Origin of the sequence: Pseudomonas sp. KBN12P06040 (genome assembly GCF_037574965.1) — a bacterium.
In the GTDB taxonomy this organism is placed as follows: Bacteria; Pseudomonadota; Gammaproteobacteria; order Pseudomonadales; family Pseudomonadaceae; genus Pseudomonas; species Pseudomonas aeruginosa.
The window spans coordinates 6,298,264-6,313,491 of record NZ_JBBELS010000001.1; the positions used below are offsets into that span (position 1 = coordinate 6,298,264).

Here is a 15,228-nt window from a genome sequence, read left to right on the forward strand (position 1 = left end):
GAGCTTTCCGAAGCCGTTTCCAACGCGGTTTTGCCGACGTACAGAGTTCGCGAAGGTTTTCAGAGGATCGGCGAGACCAGCCGCGCCACGCGCATCCCCAGTTGCTGCAGGCGGCGCACGCTGCGGCGGTCTTCCGGAGTGAATTCGAGCGACTCGGCGAAGTCCGCCTCGAGCATCGCCTCCACCTCGCCGGCGAAGCCCTCGTCGACGGTCACCACCATCACCTCGAAATTCAGCCGGAACGAACGGTTGTCCAGGTTGGCGCTGCCGACGGCGGCGGTGTCGCGGTCCACCAGCACCACCTTCTGGTGGAGGAAGCCGGGCTGGTAGCGGAACACCTTGACCCCGGCACGGATCGCTTCCAGCGCGTAGAGGCTGGACGCGGCATACACCGTGCGGTGGTCCGGGCGCGAGGGGATCAGCAGGCGCACGTCGACGCCGCGCAGCACCGCCAGGCGCAGGGCGGCCATCACCGCTTCGTCGGGAACGAAATACGGCGAGGTGATCCAGACCCGCTCGTGGGCGGCGTTGATCATCTCGACGAAGAACAGCGAGCAGGTTTCCTGGGCATCCGCCGGGCCGCTGGCGACTACCTGGCAGAGCGCGCCCTCGCTGTCGTACTGCGGCGGCAGGATCAGCGGCGGCAGGCTGTGGGTCGCCCAGTACCAGTCCTCGGCGAAGCTTTCCTGCAGGCACGCCACCGCCGGCCCGCGCAGTTCCATGTGGGTGTCGCGCCAGGGCGCCAGCGGCGGCTTCTCACCGAGGTACTCGACGCCGACGTTATGCCCGCCGACGAAACCGCACTCGCCATCCACCACCACGACCTTGCGGTGGTTGCGGAAATTCACCTGGAAGCGGTTGAGCATGCCGCTGCCGGTGCTGAAGCCGTGCACCTGCACGCCGCCCTGGCGCAGCCGCTCGACATAGCGGTGCGGCAGCGCGTGGCTGCCGATGGCGTCATAGAGGAAGAACACCTCGACGCCGTTGGCCGCGCGTTCCAGCAGCAGTTGCCGGAGGCGCTGGCCGAGGGCGTCGTCGCGGACGATGAAGAACTGCACCAGGATCACCTGGCGGGCGGCGGAAATCGCCTTGAACATCGCCTCGAAGCTGGCCTCGCCGTTGACCAGCAGGCGCACCCGGTTGTTCGCCAGGGTCGGCGTGCGGGTCATCCGCACCAGCGCCTTGAGCCCCTTGTAGCCGCTGACCTGGCGGGCCGCCAGGGCCTCCTCGACCCAGGGACGCCAGTCCAGCTCGGCGGCCGCCAGGTGCATCTCGCGGTTGGCCTGGCGCCGCGCCTCGATGTAGGCGTCGAAACGGCTGCGACCGAACACCAGGTACGGCAGCAGGGTCAGGTACGGCATGAATACCAACGAGGTGGCCCAGGCGATCGCGCCCTGGGCGGTGCGCACGGTGAGCACGGCATGGATGGCGGCGACGAAGCCGAGTACCTGGATACCGACCAGCAGCAGGCCGAGGTAGGTGGTGGAGGTCATTGCGCGAGGTCGATCCTTGTCCACTCCGGTGGCGGCCATCATAGCCCTCTCCGGGGTAGGTCTGGCCAGCCTGGCAAACAGCCAGGGGGCGAGGCGGGATTGGCAGGATCCGTGGGATCGACGTCATTCGGCCGCGCTCGCCCTGCCCTACGCTGTTCCCATCGAAAACCACCGCAGACCGAGGAGCCCGCCATGAGCGACGTCCGTCCCCCGCTTCCCCCCTTCACCGCCGAAACCGCCGCGCAGAAGGTCCGCGCCGCCGAGGACGGCTGGAACAGCCGCGACCCGCAGCGCGTCTCGCTGGCCTACAGTCCCGACAGCGTCTGGCGCAATCGCTCGACCTTCGTCCGCGGCCGCGAGCGGATCGTCGAATTCCTCAGCGGCAAGTGGCAGCGCGAGCAGGAGTACCGGCTGATCAAGGAACTCTGGGCGTTTACCGGCAACCGCATCGCCGTGCGCTTCGCCTATGAATGGCACGACGACTCGGGCAACTGGTTCCGCTCCTACGGCAACGAGAACTGGGCGTTCGACGAGCAGGGCTTGATGTACGAACGTCACGCCAGCATCAACGACCTGCCGATCCGCGAGGACCAGCGGCTGTTCCGCTGGCCGCTGGGGCGCCGGCCGGACGACCATCCGTCGCTCAGCGAACTCGGCCTCTGAACCCGCGCCGGCAGGAGCGCGCGCACTCCCCGTTGGCGGCCCCGGGCGGCCAGCGCCTGTTCCATCCGCGACATTGCCCTCCGTCGTTGCGGTCGCACGCTTGACGCTTTCGGCACGACCCTGGTCGTTTTCGGGCCGGGTCGCGCCGGGCCCCGACGATATGCTGCCCCCAAAGCGTCGGCACAAGTCCCGGCGCGCCCAGCCTGAAAGGGGTATGCCAGATGAGCCCAGCCGAATTGCACGCCGACAGCATCGTCATCGACGGTCTGATCATCGCCAAGTGGAACCGCGAACTGTTCGAGGACATGCGCAAGGGCGGCCTGACCGCCGCCAATTGCACCGTATCGGTATGGGAAGGCTTCCAGGCGACGGTGAACAATATCGTCGCCAGCAACAAGCTGATCCGCGACAACAGCGACCTGGTGATCCCGGTGCGCAGCACCGCGGACATCCGCAAGGCCAAGGAGCAGGGCAAGACCGGCATCCTCTACGGCTTCCAGAATGCCCACGCATTCGAGGACCAGATCGGCTACGTCGAGGTGTTCAAGCAGCTCGGCGTGGGCATCGTGCAGATGTGCTACAACACCCAGAACCTGGTCGGCACCGGCTGCTACGAGCGTGACGGCGGGCTCTCCGGCTTCGGTCGGGAGATCGTCGCGGAGATGAACCGGGTCGGCATCATGTGCGACCTCTCCCACGTCGGCAGCAAGACCTCCGAAGAGGTCATCCTCGAATCGAAGAAACCGGTCTGCTACTCCCACTGCCTGCCGTCCGGCCTCAAGGAACACCCGCGCAACAAGTCCGACGAGGAGCTGAAGTTCATCGCCGACCATGGCGGCTTCGTCGGCGTGACCATGTTCGCGCCGTTCCTCAAGAAAGGCATCGACTCGACCATCGACGACTACGCCGAGGCCATCGAGTACGTGATGAACATCGTCGGCGAGGACGCCATCGGCATCGGCACCGATTTCACCCAGGGCCACGGCCACGACTTCTTCGAGTGGCTGACCCACGACAAGGGCTACGCCCGGCGCCTGACCAACTTCGGCAAGATCGTCAACCCGCTGGGCATCCGCACCGTCGGCGAATTCCCCAACCTCACCGAGACCCTGCTCGAGCGCGGCATGCCCGAGCGCGTGGTGCGCAAGGTGATGGGCGAGAACTGGGTAAGGGTCCTGCGCGACGTCTGGGGCGAGTAACTCCCGGCCCATTCCCGACTCGTCGCCTCTCCCTCCAGGGAGGGGCATTGCATCGCACCCATCTTCCCTCTCCCCGCCTCTCTCCCCGAAGGGAGAGAGGGAGTCAAAAGAATCGGAGCTTACACCATGGCCAAACATGCCCCCCAACTGCCCATCGAGGTCGACAGCGAGACCGGCGTCTGGACCACCGACGCCCTGCCGATGCTCTACGTACCGCGACATTTCTTCGTCAACAACCACATGGGCATCGAGGAAGTGCTGGGCGCCGACGCCTACGCCGAGATCCTCTACAAGGCCGGCTACAAGTCCGCCTGGCACTGGTGCGAGAAGGAAGCCGAATGTCACGGCCTGGAGGGCGTGGCGGTGTTCGAGCACTACATGAAGCGCCTGTCCCAGCGCGGCTGGGGCCTGTTCGAGATCGAGCGGATCAACCTCGAGGAAGGCACCGCCGAGGTCCGCCTGCGGCACTCCGCCTTCGTCTACGTCTACGGCAAGGTCAATCGCAAGGTCGATTACATGTTCACCGGCTGGTTCGCCGGCGCCATGGACCAGATCCTCGCCGCCCGCGGCAGCAGCCTGCGCACCGTGGCCGAACAGGTCTACAGCGGCGCCGAGGACGGTCACGAAGACGGCCTGTTCGTCGTCAAACCCCTGTAAGCCGAGGAAAGGGTCATGGCCTTCGAAGCAATGTTCCAGCCGATCCAGATCGGCAAGCTGACCATCCGCAACCGCGTGCTCTCCACCGCCCACGCCGAGGTCTACGCCACCGACGGCGGGATGACCACCGAGCGCTACGTGAAGTACTACGAGGAAAAGGCCAAGGGCGGCATCGGCCTGGCCATCTGTGGCGGCTCCTCGGTGGTCGCCATCGACAGCCCGCAGCAGTGGTGGAGTTCGGTGAACCTGTCCACCGACCGGATCATCCCGCACTTCCAGAACCTGGCGGACGCCATGCACAAGCACGGCGCCAAGATCATGATCCAGATTACCCACATGGGGCGCCGTTCGCGCTGGGACGGCTACCACTGGCCGACCCTGATGTCGCCGTCGGGTATCCGCGAGCCGGTGCACCGCGCCACCTGCAAGACCATCGAGGTGGAGGAGATCTGGCGGGTCATCGGCAACTACGCGCAGGCCGCCCGCCGCGCCAAGGAAGGCGGCCTGGACGGTGTCGAGCTGTCCGCCGTGCACCAGCACATGATCGACCAGTTCTGGAGCCCACGGGTCAACAAGCGCACCGACGAGTGGGGTGGCAGCTTCGAGGGGCGCATGAAGTTCGGCCTCGAGGTGCTCAAGGCGGTGCGCGCCGAGGTCGGCGAGGACTTCTGCGTCGGCATGCGCATCTGCGGTGACGAGTTCCACCCGGACGGCCTGTCCCACGAGGACATGAAGCAGATCGCCAAGTACTACAGCGATACCGGCATGCTCGACTTCATCGGCGTGGTCGGCTCCGGCTGCGATACCCACAACACCCTGGCCAACGTCATCCCCAACATGACCTTCCCGCCGGAGCCGTTCCTGCACCTGGCGGCCGGCATCAAGGAAGTGGTCGACGTGCCGGTGCTGCACGCGCAGAACATCAAGGACCCGAACCAGGCTACGCGGATCCTCGAAGGCGGCTACGTGGACATGGTCGGCATGACTCGCGCGCACATCGCCGACCCGCACCTGATCGCCAAGATCAAGATGGGCCAGGTCGACCAGATCAAGCAGTGCGTCGGCGCCAACTACTGCATCGACCGCCAGTACCAGGGCCTGGACGTGCTGTGCATCCAGAACGCCGCGACCTCCCGCGAATACATGGGCGTGCCGCACATCATCGAGAAGTCCGCCGGACCGAAGCGCAAGGTGGTGGTGGTCGGCGGCGGGCCGGCCGGGATGGAAGCGGCCCGCGTGGCGGCCGAGCGCGGCCACGACGTGACCCTGTTCGAGAAGAAGGAGCAGCTCGGCGGCCAGATCACCACCGCCGCCAAGGCGCCGCAACGCGACCAGATCGCCGGCATCACCCGTTGGTACCAACTGGAGCTGGCGCGCCTGGGCATCGACCTGCGCCTGGGCACCGCGGCCGACCCCGAGACCATCCTCGACCTGCGCCCGGACGTGGTGGTGCTGGCCAACGGCGGACATCCGTTCCTCGAGCAGAACGAACACTGGGGCGCCGCCGACGGCCTCGTGGTGAGCAGCTGGGACGTGCTCGACGGCACGGTCGAGCCAGGCAAGAACGTGCTGGTCTACGACACCATCTGCGAGTTCAGCGGCATGTCGGTGGCGGACTTCCTCGCCGACAAGGGCGCCCAGGTGGAGATCGTCACCGACGACATCAAGCCGGGCGTGGCCATCGGCGGCACCACCTTCCCCACCTACTACCGCAGCATGTATCCCAAGGAAGTGATCATGACCGGCGACCTCATGCTGGAGAAGGTCTACCGCGAGGGCGACAAGCTGGTTGCGGTGCTGGAGAACGAATACACCGGCGCGCGGGAAGAGCGGGTGGTCGACCAGGTGGTGGTGGAGAACGGCGTGCGCCCCGACGAGAGCCTCTACTACGCGCTCAAGCAGGGCTCGCGGAACAAGGGCCAGATCGACGTCGAGGCGCTGTTCGCGATCCAGCCGCAGCCCTGCCTGGACCAGCCCGGCGAAGGCTACCTGCTGTTCCGCATCGGCGACTGCGTGGCCCAGCGCAACACCCATGCGGCGATCTATGACGCGCTGCGCTTGTGCAAGGATTTCTAAGACACGCCTCGTGGCATCCGACCGGCACGGCCGGCCCCCCCTCTCCCGCAAGCGGGAGAGGGGGCCGATCCAGCGCCGCCTGACGTCCCGCAGGGAGACCAGAAATGCTCGACACCCTCCTTCCCGTCCTGCTCTTCGCCGCCCTGGCACTTGCCGTGCTCGGCGCCGCGAAGCGCTTCCTCATGTGGCGCCGCGGCCGACCCGCCAAGGTCGACTGGATCGGCGGCCTCTTGCAGATGCCGCGTCGCTACCTGGTGGACCTGCACCATGTGGTAGAGCGCGACAGGTACATGTCCAGGACCCACGTCGCCACCGCCGGCGGCTTCGTCCTGGCGGCGCTGCTGGCGATCCTGGTACACGGTTTCGGGCTGCACGGCCGGATCCTCGGCTTCGCCCTGCTGGCGGCCACGGCGCTGATGTTCGTCGGCGCGCTGTTCGTCGCCCGCCGCCGCCTCGACCCACCGTCGCGGCTGTCGAAGGGCCCCTGGATGCGCCTGCCGAAGAGCCTGCTGGCGTTCGCCGCGAGCTTCTTCCTCGCCACCCTGCCGGTGGCCGGCATCCTGCCGGAAGGCTTCGGCGGCTGGTTCCTCGCCGGCCTCCTCGCCATTGGCGTGGCCTGGGGCGTGTCCGAGCTGTTCCTCGGCATGACCTGGGGCGGGCCGATGAAGCATGCCTTCGCCGGTGCCCTGCACCTGGCCTGGCACCGCCGCGCCGAACGCTTCGGCGGCGGCCGCTCCACCGGCCTCAAGGCGCTCGACCTGGCCGATCCGCAGGCGCCGCTGGGCGTGGAAAAACCCAGCGACTTCACCTGGAACCAGTTGCTCGGGTTCGACGCCTGCGTGCAGTGCGGCAAGTGCGAGGCGATGTGCCCGGCGTTCGCCGCCGGCCAGCCGCTGAACCCGAAGAAGCTGATCCAGGACATGGTCATCGGCCTGGCCGGAGGCAACGACGCGAAGTTCGCCGGCAGCCCCTATCCAGGCAAACCGCTGGGCGAGCACGGCGGCGGCCCGCACCAGCCGATCGTCGCGCTGGATGGCAAGGCCCTGGTCGACGCCGACACCCTGTGGTCCTGCACCACCTGCCGGGCCTGCGTCGAGGAGTGCCCGATGATGATCGAGCACGTCGACGCCATCGTCGACATGCGCCGCCACCTGACCCTGGAGAAAGGCGCCACGCCGAACAAGGGCGCCGAGGTGCTGGACAACCTGATCGCCACCGACAACCCCGGCGGCTTCGCCCCCGGCGGCCGGTTGAACTGGGCGGCCGACCTGAACCTGCCGCTGATGAGCGAGAAGAAGAGCGCCGACGTGCTGTTCTGGGTCGGCGATGGCGCCTTCGACATGCGCAACCAGCGCACCCTGCGCGCCTTCGTGAAGATCCTCAAGGCAGCCGCGGTGGACTTCGCCGTGCTCGGCCTGGAGGAGCGCGACAGCGGCGACGTGGCGCGCCGGCTGGGCGACGAGGCGACCTTCCAGAACCTGGCCAGGCGCAATATCGCGACCCTGGCGAAATACCGCTTCACCCGCATCGTCAGCTGCGACCCGCACAGCTTCCATGTGCTGAAGAACGAATACGGCGCCCTCGGCGGCGACTACCAGGTACTACACCACAGCACCTTCATCGACGAACTGCTGCGCGCCGGCACGCTGCAACCGGGCCGCAGCAAGGCCGGCAGCGTCACCTACCACGACCCCTGCTACCTGGGCCGCTACAACGGCGAGTACGAGGCGCCGCGCAACGTGCTGCGCGCACTCGGCATCGAGGTCAAGGAAATGCAACGCTCCGGCTTCCGCTCGCGCTGTTGCGGCGGCGGTGGCGGCGCGCCGATCACCGACATCCCCGGCAAGCAACGGATTCCCGACATGCGCATGGCCGACATCCGCGAGACCGGCGCCGAGCTGGTGGCCGTCGGCTGCCCGCAGTGCACCGCGATGCTCGAAGGCGTAGTGGCGCCGCGGCCGGAGATCAAGGACATCGCCGAGCTGGTAGCGGAAGCGCTGATAGAACAGGCGGAAGCGCCGGCAAAAAAGCCGTTGCGGCGTGAAGCCGTGGCGGAGGTGCATTGATGAGAGTGTCGAGCTTCACATCGAACCCGCTGCTGACCGGGGCAGCACGGATAGCGGCCTCTCCCTCCAGGGAGGGGGCCGCAGGATCGGGTAGCCGCAGCCACAGGAAGCATTCCGCATGAACGACATCGTCCGTCGCGATCCACGCGCCGAATGGATCGCCCGCAACCGCCTGCATCCGCTGCATGCGGCCATGCACTCCGCCCAAGGCGGCGAGGTGCGCTGGATGGGCCCCCACGGCGTGGTCCGCAAGAACCCGCACGCCGTCGGCTTCGTCGGCCCCAACGGCATCCGCCGCATCGATCGCTCCGGCGGCCAGCAGGGCAGCGGCGCGCCCCGCGCCAGCGCAGTGCAGGAAGCGCAGTTGCCGCTGCATGTGGTCGAGCAACCGGCATTCCTCGTCGCGGTGGTCCCGGACATGGTCGGCGGCCGTCTCTCCAGCCACGACAAGGACCTCCTCGGACTGGCCCGCAAGCTCGCCGGCAACGACGGCGCGGTGCTCGCCGTGGTGTTCGGCGAACACAAGGAAAGCGCCTTCGACAGCGCCGGCATCGACCGCCTGCTGCACCTCGCCGGCGGCGAGTACGACGGCTACGCGCCCGAGCAGCGAATACTCGCCCTGCGCAACCTGGAGAACCAGCTCGCCCCGCGCCACTGGCTGTTCCCGGACAGTCGCAACGGCGGCGGCGAACTGGGCCGGCGCCTGGCCGCTGCGCTCGGCGAACGGCCGGCCGGACGCGTCTGGCAGGTCGAGGACGGCCGCTGCATCGGCCGCGCCGGCGCCGGCCGCGAGGACATCCAGCGCGCCCTGCCGCGCCTGCTGCTGGCCGCGGCGGAATGCGCCGAGCCGGTCAGCGAAACCCGCCATGAGGCTCGCGAACTGCACATGGCCGCGCAGGTGGCGCGCAACCTGCCACGCATCGAGGACCTCGGCCCGGTGGCCGTGGACCCGGCGCGGATCCCCATGGCCGAGGCCGAGTTCATTCTCTCCGGCGGCAACGGCGTGCAGGACTGGGCGCTGTTCCACCAGGCCGCCGCCGCCCTCGGCGCCACCGAGGGCGCCTCGCGGGTGGCGGTGGACGACGGGCACATGCCGCGCAACCGTCAGGTCGGCGCCACCGGTACCTGGGTCACCGCGCGGGTCTACCTGGCGGTGGGCATCTCCGGGGCGATCCAGCACCTGCAGGGCATCGGCGCCTGCGACAAGGTGGTGGCGGTGAACCGCGACGCCGGCTGCGACATGATCAAGCGCGCCGATCTCTCGGTGATCGGCGACTCGACGGAAATCCTCCGCGCGCTGATCCGCCTGGCCGAGGCACACCGCAACGGCGCCGCCCGCGATGCGGCCTGAACCCGCTTCAACGTACCTTTCATCGGTATCGAACCATGACTGAGCTGAACATCGTCGCGCTGGTCTCCATCGGCGCCCATCCCGCCTCCGGACGCCCGCGCCGTGCCGAACAGGACGCCCGCGCGGTGGAACTCGGCCTGCGCCTGAGCGGCCCACGCCTACAGGTGCTGCACGCCGGCGACCCGCACGCCGAGGCGCTGCGCGGCTATCTCGGCATGGGCCTGGAACGCTTGTCCGTGCTGGAACAGCCGGCCGGCGCCGACGCCCTGCCCGCACTGGCCGAGCACCTGCGCGACTCCCGCGCGCAACTGGTGCTCACCGGCAGCCAGGCGGAAACCGGGGAAGGCTCCGGGATGCTGCCCTTCCTCCTCGCCGAGCGCCTGGGCTGGCCACTGGTGGTCGGCCTGGCCGAGGTCGAGAAGGTCGAAGACGGCAGCGCCCAGGTCCTCCAGGCTCTGCCTCGCGGCCAGCGACGCCGGCTGCGGGTACGCCTGCCGTTCGTCGCCAGCGTCGACAATGCCGCGCCGGTGGCCCGGCAGAGCGCCTTCGGCCCGGCTAGGCGTGGCGAGATCGAGGCCCATGAGGTGGAGGTGGTCGACGACCCACTGCTCGCCGAAGACAGCCTGCAACCGGCCCGGCCGCGACCGAAGCGGCTCAAGGTAATCAAGGCGAAGACCGGCGCCGAGCGGATGAAAGCCGCCACCGCCAAGGCCTCCGGCGGTACCGGGCAGGTACTCAAGGATCTTTCGGCGGAAGCCGGCGCCGAAGCCATCTTCAAGCTCCTGCGCGAGGAAGGCGTGATCCGCTGAAGCGGGTCAGAACGCACTGTGCGCCAGATCACAAGTTATGACGTGGTGACGATAAATTATTGTATTACGATAATTTATTCCCTAGTTTCGCCATCCAGACGCGAAACACACAGGGGAACCCGGCATGGCGCTGTCCACGTATCTCAGCAACCACAAGCTCTATCTGCTCGGCATGCTCTGCGCCATCCTGGCCTGGGGCATGGCCTGCATCGAACTCGGAGCGAACACCCACCTCTGGTTCTCCGGCCTCAGCGAGCAGGGCTACCTGCAGGCCTGGAGCGATGAAATGCCGCGCCTGGCCAGCGACGGCTTCGTCCTGTCCTGGAGCAGCCGGGCGCTGCTGATGCTGCTGGACTACCTGCCGACCCTGCTTTCCGCGTTCGGCCTGGCGCTCACCGGCCTGTTCTTCCGCCGCCTGGCCAAGGGCGAACGCTGGTCGCAGCGCAACGCCAGGACCCTGGTGCACATCGGCCTGCTGTCCTTCCTGGCACTCTTGCTCCAGCCATTTATCAATACGCTGCAAGGTCTTGTACTATCTCTCGACCTGCCCGACGGCGAGCGTGTCCTGAGCGTTTCGATAGGACTCACTTCCGAAGCGGCCTACGAGTTCCTCAAGGCGATCTTTCTCTGCTCGTTCGGCCTGATGATGAGCGAAGCCAGGAAACTGGACGAAGAAGTAAGAGCCTTCATATGACGACCCCATGATCATCATCCGACTAGACGTCATCCTGGCGAAGAACAAGGTCCGCTCCAAGGAGCTGGCGGAAGCCATCGGTATCACCGAACAGAACCTGTCCCTGCTAAAGAACGGCAAGGTCAAGGGCATCCGCCTCGACACCCTGGAGAAGATCTGCGCCTTCCTGGACTGCCAGCCGGGCGACATCCTGGAATACGTCGCGGACGACTGATCCCCGCTCCCCCCTTTCCCAACCAGAAACCATGAACAGACACCTGAACCTCTCGGGCGTTGCGCTCGCGCTCGCCCTGATCTCGGGCTGCGGCCCCTCCGTCCGCTACCAGTACGTGATGCCGCCGAGCGAGGCGGGACGCACCTGCGTCGCCCAGTGCCGCACGCAACAGAGCCAGTGCGAAAGCCTCGCGCGCCTGGAATGGCAGAACGAAAACCGCCTGCGCGAAGCGGAACGGCGCAGCTACCACTATTGCAGCCAGGGCAAGAGCAAAAAGCAGGCGCGCAAGGAATGCCTGGCACCAGGCTATTCCTCCTCGTTCGGCTACAACGGCTTCGGCGGCTCCGGCAACTTCAACTGCGGTTCCGACTACGACCGCTGCTTCACCGACATCTGCGGCGGCACCATCCGCCGCATCGTCGAGCAACCCCAATGATCCCCACCCACCGGAGTATCCCCATGAGCCGACGCCTCTTCCCTTTCCTGCCGTGCCTGTTCCTGGTCGGCTGCGCCCAGGGCTACCCCTCCTTCTCCGGCAGCCTTCCGGACTTCCGCGTCAGCGGCGACGAACGCAGCTACGCCGAGCGCGCCGATGACTGCCTGAAGCGGCGCAACTGCCCGCCGGCCACCGATCGCGATCCCTTCGTCGCCGACCCCGGGCACTACTCGCTGGGCGGCAGCTTTCACTGGTGAAGCCGGGTGCCGAAGCCTGGCAACCGACCACGGACCTGGCTTCGGCAGGCGCTTTTCTTTATCCTGCGCGCCCTTTGAACGACTGGGACGAGATCATGCTGGAGAACACCCTGGAACGCCTGGAAACCCTGGTAGCCGAGCTACTGCAACAGAACCAGGCCCTGCGCGACAGCCACGACCAGCTTCAGCAGCAGCTGCGCCAGGCCACCGAGGAAAACGAAACCCTGCAACTCTCCATGCTCGAGCAGGAAGAAAAGCAGAGCGGCACCCAGGCCCGCCTGGAAGCCCTGGTCGAGCGCCTCAGCGCGCAGCAACCGGTTAGCGCATGAGCCGCGACGGCGTCCAGGTCCTGTCGATCCTCGGCCGGGACTATTCGATCCGCGTGCCGGCCGGCGAGGAACGGGCCCTCGCGGACGCCGCCGCGTTGCTGCAGGCGGAAGTGGACGCCAACAAGCGCAAGTTTCCCTACGTCACCAGCAACGAGCTGGTGGTGCTCTCCGCGCTCAACCTCTGCGCCCGCCAGCTCGGCGCGAACGACGGCGAGTCGCCGCGCCTGCGGGCGGTGGAGCAGCGCCTGGAGGCGCTGGTCGAGCGGATCGCCGGGACATCGAGCTAGTCGCGCGCCTGCGGACTCGCCCAATACAGCTGCCGATGCCCGCGCGCCTGGTAGTCCTTGACCAGCGCGCAGGCCTCGTCGCGCGTCAGGTCGCGGCGCATGACGAAGGCATTGCCGTTGTCGTCCTGGCGCCACAGGCACCAGCGCGTTTCCTCCGCCGGCTTCGCCGCCACCGCCTCAGGCCTTCAGGGTCGAAGTCTTGCGCAGGCGCAGCGCGAGCATGACCAGCAGCACGCCGAAGAACACCGCGTAGGCGCCGATCACCCAGACCACCGCCAGCGCCCCGGCGCCGGGGTTGGCGATCATCAGCACGCCGAACAGCACCGAGATGGCGCCAGAGAGGATCATCCACCATTCGTTCTGGATCGACTTGCGCAGGCGGATCGCCGCGACGATCTGGAAGATGCCCATCGCCAGCGCCCAGCCGGCGATGATCAGGAGCAGGCCGATGGCGGTCAGTTGCGGCCAGAAGAACGCAACCAGGCCGGCCGCCACGCCGATCACCCCGACCAGCGCCAGCGGCCAGTTGAACTGCCCATCGCTGCGCATGTTGAACGCGGCGATCAGGGCGAACGCTCCGTCCACCAGCGCGTAGGCGCCCCAGAACAGCACCAGCACGGTCAGCGCCAGGGCCGGCGAGAGCAGGGTCAGGACGCCGAACACCAGCGCCGCCACGCCGCGCAGGGCCACCAGTTTCCAGTGCTTGCCCAGTTCGGCCCACAGGGGATTGTTTTCCACGCTTGCCTCCAGAGGCCGCCCTTGAGCGGCCCGTTCAGGTTGAGTCCTCCCACCTTAGTCCTTTTGCCGGGAGGCTGTCAGGGGGCGGAAGCGGGAGGCGAGGCGAGGCGTGGCGAGCGCGCGGGCTCAGGGCCGGGACTTCTCCGGCGGCCGCTGGCGGCGCCAGCAGGCGAACAGGTTCCAGGCCAGCAGCAGGCTGACGAAAGCGGAACTGACGTAGAACAGCAGGTTGTCCATGACCTTTCCTCCGCAGCGGCGCCCCGCCAGGGGGCGCCTCGTCCGGCTTAGCTGCCGGCCACCTTGCGCACGTGGGCGGACTCCTCGCCGAGGTTGTTCAGCATGCGCTCGCTGTACCAGTCGAGGAAATTGATCACGCCGAACTCGTAGGTCTTCGAGTATGGACCAGGCTGGTAGGCGTCGGAGTTGATCCCGCGCTGGTTCTCCTCGGCCAGCCGGCGATCCTGGTCGTTGGTCGCGTCCCATACCTCGCGCAGGCGCGCCACGTCGTAGTCGACGCCTTCCACCGCGTCCTTGTGCACCAGCCATTTGGTGGTGACCAGGGTTTCCTGGGCGCTGATCGGCCACACGGTGAAGACGATCAGGTGGTCGCCCATGCAGTGGTTCCAGGAGTGCGGCAGGTGCAGGATGCGCATCGAGCCGAGGTCGGGGTTCTTGATCCGGCCCATGAGCTTCTTGCTGCCCTGCTTGCCGTCCATGGTCATCGACACGGTGCCGTCCAGCAGCGGCATGCGCACGATGCGATTGCGCAGGCCGAAGCTGGCGTGGGCGTACGGGATCTTCTCGGCGTCCCAGGCGCTGGTGCAGGCCGCCACCTGGTCCTTGAACGCCTGGCTGGCGCGCGGGTCGGTGACGTCGTCCCACTCCAGCAGGGTCTTCAGCAGTTCCGGGTGGGAGCCGTTGCAGTGGTAGCACTCGCGGTTGTTCTCGATCACCAGCTTCCAGTTGGCGGCTTCGCGGATGGTGGTCTGCACCGCCACCTTGGCGTTCTCCATGTCGTACGGCTCCATGTAGTGCTCGAGCGTCGCCAGGAAGTCGTCGATGGCCGGCGGGTTCTCCGCCAGGCTGATGAAGATGTAGCCGCCGGCGGTCTTCACCTGGATCGGCTTCAGGCCGTACTCCTTCATGTCGAAGTCGGCGCCCATCTCGGTGCCGGCGAACAGCAGGCGGCCATCCAGTTCGTAGGTCCACTGGTGGTAGGGGCAGACCAGCTTGGCCACCTTGCCCTTCTCGCTCACGCACAGGCGCGAGCCGCGGTGCCGGCAGACATTGTGGAAGGCATGCACCTGGCCTTCGGCGCCACGGATCACCAGGACCGGGTTCCTGCCGATCTGCAGGGTGAGGAAATTACCCTTGGCGGGAATCTCGCAGGTCATGCCGGCGATCAGCCATTCCTTGTGGAAGATCTCCTGCATGTCGATCTCGAACAGGCGCTGGTCGCAGTAGAAGGGCTGCGGCAGCGAGAAGCTGTGGTCGCGGCTGCGCAGCATGTCGGCGGTGGCCTTGCGGGCCGGTTCCAGGGGATCGCCGAGACTCAGGGTGGAAGTGACGTCCATCGGTAACTCCTCATGCCGCCCCCGCGCGGGTGGCGGCGGAAAAAGTGGCTGATACGGTTGCTACGCAAGGTGGCGTTCACAGCCTTCCTCATCCCGGCGCGGCGTCCGGAATCCCGCCCTGCCGATGGACGGGCCCCGCCGTGGCGGGAATGAAGGTCAGTCGCTCTACACGTCCGGGCTCTACCCTCCCGGGGTTCATGCAAACCCTCGTCTCGGCTGGTCTGGAGTGTGGGCCCGCGCCCGCCGCCGACCTTATCCATGGGCGACATGACCGCATCCGTTTCCGACGCTCCGGACCGCGCCCCAGCAGGCAGGTCGCGATAAGCATGTAAATGTCGCTGGCAGGTAAATGAGCGGCCACGGCGATGCGCACAATCCGCCCCAT

The 15,228-nt window shown here is 67.3% G+C and carries 17 protein-coding genes; 13 read left to right on the forward strand and 4 right to left on the reverse strand.

The window, feature by feature from the left end; all coding sequences use genetic code 11:
• Positions 1-59 precede the first annotated feature (59 nt).
• Positions 60-1,532 carry a cardiolipin synthase gene (cls, locus tag VQ067_RS29630; protein ID WP_074241102.1) on the reverse strand — a complete coding sequence of 491 codons (1,473 nt, stop codon included), beginning with the start codon at positions 1,530-1,532 and terminating at the stop codon, positions 60-62.
• 153 nt (positions 1,533-1,685) lie between these two features.
• Between cls and VQ067_RS29635 the strand changes: the two genes are divergently transcribed.
• The 13 genes from VQ067_RS29635 to VQ067_RS29695 all read left to right on the forward strand — a co-directional run bounded on the left by VQ067_RS29635 (position 1,686) and on the right by VQ067_RS29695 (position 12,531).
• Positions 1,686-2,156, forward strand: coding sequence for a nuclear transport factor 2 family protein (locus VQ067_RS29635; RefSeq protein WP_003122386.1), 471 nt, complete (start codon positions 1,686-1,688; stop codon positions 2,154-2,156).
• Positions 2,157-2,377: 221 nt separating this feature from the next.
• Complete coding sequence (locus tag VQ067_RS29640) at positions 2,378-3,355, forward strand: dipeptidase (RefSeq protein WP_003106042.1); 978 nt, start codon at positions 2,378-2,380, stop codon at positions 3,353-3,355.
• Positions 3,356-3,481: 126 nt separating this feature from the next.
• Entirely contained in the window at positions 3,482-4,012 is a 531-nt protein-coding gene (locus tag VQ067_RS29645; protein ID WP_003107282.1) for a DUF5943 domain-containing protein, read from the forward strand.
• A 15-nt stretch (positions 4,013-4,027) separates the two neighbouring features.
• A complete protein-coding gene (gene dgcA / locus VQ067_RS29650) occupies positions 4,028-6,088 on the forward strand; it encodes a dimethylglycine demethylation protein DgcA (protein WP_003110060.1) in 2,061 nt (686 codons plus the stop codon).
• A 104-nt stretch (positions 6,089-6,192) separates the two neighbouring features.
• A complete protein-coding gene (gene dgcB / locus VQ067_RS29655) occupies positions 6,193-8,154 on the forward strand; it encodes a dimethylglycine demethylation protein DgcB (protein ID WP_003114447.1) in 1,962 nt (653 codons plus the stop codon).
• A 118-nt stretch (positions 8,155-8,272) separates the two neighbouring features.
• On the forward strand, positions 8,273-9,505 hold the full coding sequence (etfA, locus tag VQ067_RS29660) for an electron transfer flavoprotein subunit alpha (protein WP_033991642.1): 1,233 nt from the start codon (positions 8,273-8,275) through the stop codon (positions 9,503-9,505).
• 35 nt (positions 9,506-9,540) lie between these two features.
• On the forward strand, positions 9,541-10,314 hold the full coding sequence (gene etfB / locus VQ067_RS29665) for an electron transfer flavoprotein subunit beta (RefSeq protein WP_003105716.1): 774 nt from the start codon (positions 9,541-9,543) through the stop codon (positions 10,312-10,314).
• Between the two features lie 124 nt (positions 10,315-10,438).
• A complete protein-coding gene (locus VQ067_RS29670; protein WP_009316002.1) occupies positions 10,439-11,008 on the forward strand; it encodes a hypothetical protein in 570 nt (189 codons plus the stop codon).
• Between the two features lie 7 nt (positions 11,009-11,015).
• Positions 11,016-11,222, forward strand: a complete 207-nt coding sequence (locus VQ067_RS29675; RefSeq protein ID WP_003096753.1) for a helix-turn-helix domain-containing protein — start codon at positions 11,016-11,018, stop codon at positions 11,220-11,222.
• Between the two features lie 31 nt (positions 11,223-11,253).
• On the forward strand, positions 11,254-11,658 hold the full coding sequence (locus VQ067_RS29680; RefSeq protein WP_003117179.1) for a hypothetical protein: 405 nt from the start codon (positions 11,254-11,256) through the stop codon (positions 11,656-11,658).
• 23 nt (positions 11,659-11,681) lie between these two features.
• Positions 11,682-11,915, forward strand: a complete 234-nt coding sequence (locus VQ067_RS29685) for a hypothetical protein (protein WP_003096756.1) — start codon at positions 11,682-11,684, stop codon at positions 11,913-11,915.
• 95 nt (positions 11,916-12,010) lie between these two features.
• Positions 12,011-12,244, forward strand: a complete 234-nt coding sequence (locus VQ067_RS29690; RefSeq protein WP_003105710.1) for a hypothetical protein — start codon at positions 12,011-12,013, stop codon at positions 12,242-12,244.
• Positions 12,241-12,531, forward strand: a complete 291-nt coding sequence (locus tag VQ067_RS29695) for a cell division protein ZapA (protein WP_009316004.1) — start codon at positions 12,241-12,243, stop codon at positions 12,529-12,531. The genes VQ067_RS29690 and VQ067_RS29695 overlap by 4 nt, the downstream gene beginning before the upstream one ends.
• Here the strand turns inward: VQ067_RS29695 and VQ067_RS29700 are convergent.
• From VQ067_RS29700 to gbcA, 3 genes are all read right to left on the reverse strand, one after another.
• The gene (locus VQ067_RS29700) at positions 12,528-12,704 is read right to left on the reverse strand and encodes a hypothetical protein (protein WP_003096763.1); all 177 of its coding nucleotides are present in this window, start codon (positions 12,702-12,704) and stop codon (positions 12,528-12,530) included. The two genes, VQ067_RS29695 and VQ067_RS29700, sit on opposite strands and share 4 nt — an antisense overlap.
• 4 nt (positions 12,705-12,708) lie before the next feature.
• Complete coding sequence (locus tag VQ067_RS29705; protein ID WP_003096765.1) at positions 12,709-13,269, reverse strand: HdeD family acid-resistance protein; 561 nt, start codon at positions 13,267-13,269, stop codon at positions 12,709-12,711.
• 284 nt (positions 13,270-13,553) lie between these two features.
• Positions 13,554-14,843: a glycine-betaine demethylase subunit GbcA gene (gbcA, locus tag VQ067_RS29710; RefSeq protein ID WP_015503868.1), complete on the reverse strand. Its 1,290-nt coding sequence runs from the start codon at positions 14,841-14,843 to the stop codon at positions 13,554-13,556.
• Positions 14,844-15,228 lie beyond the last annotated feature (385 nt).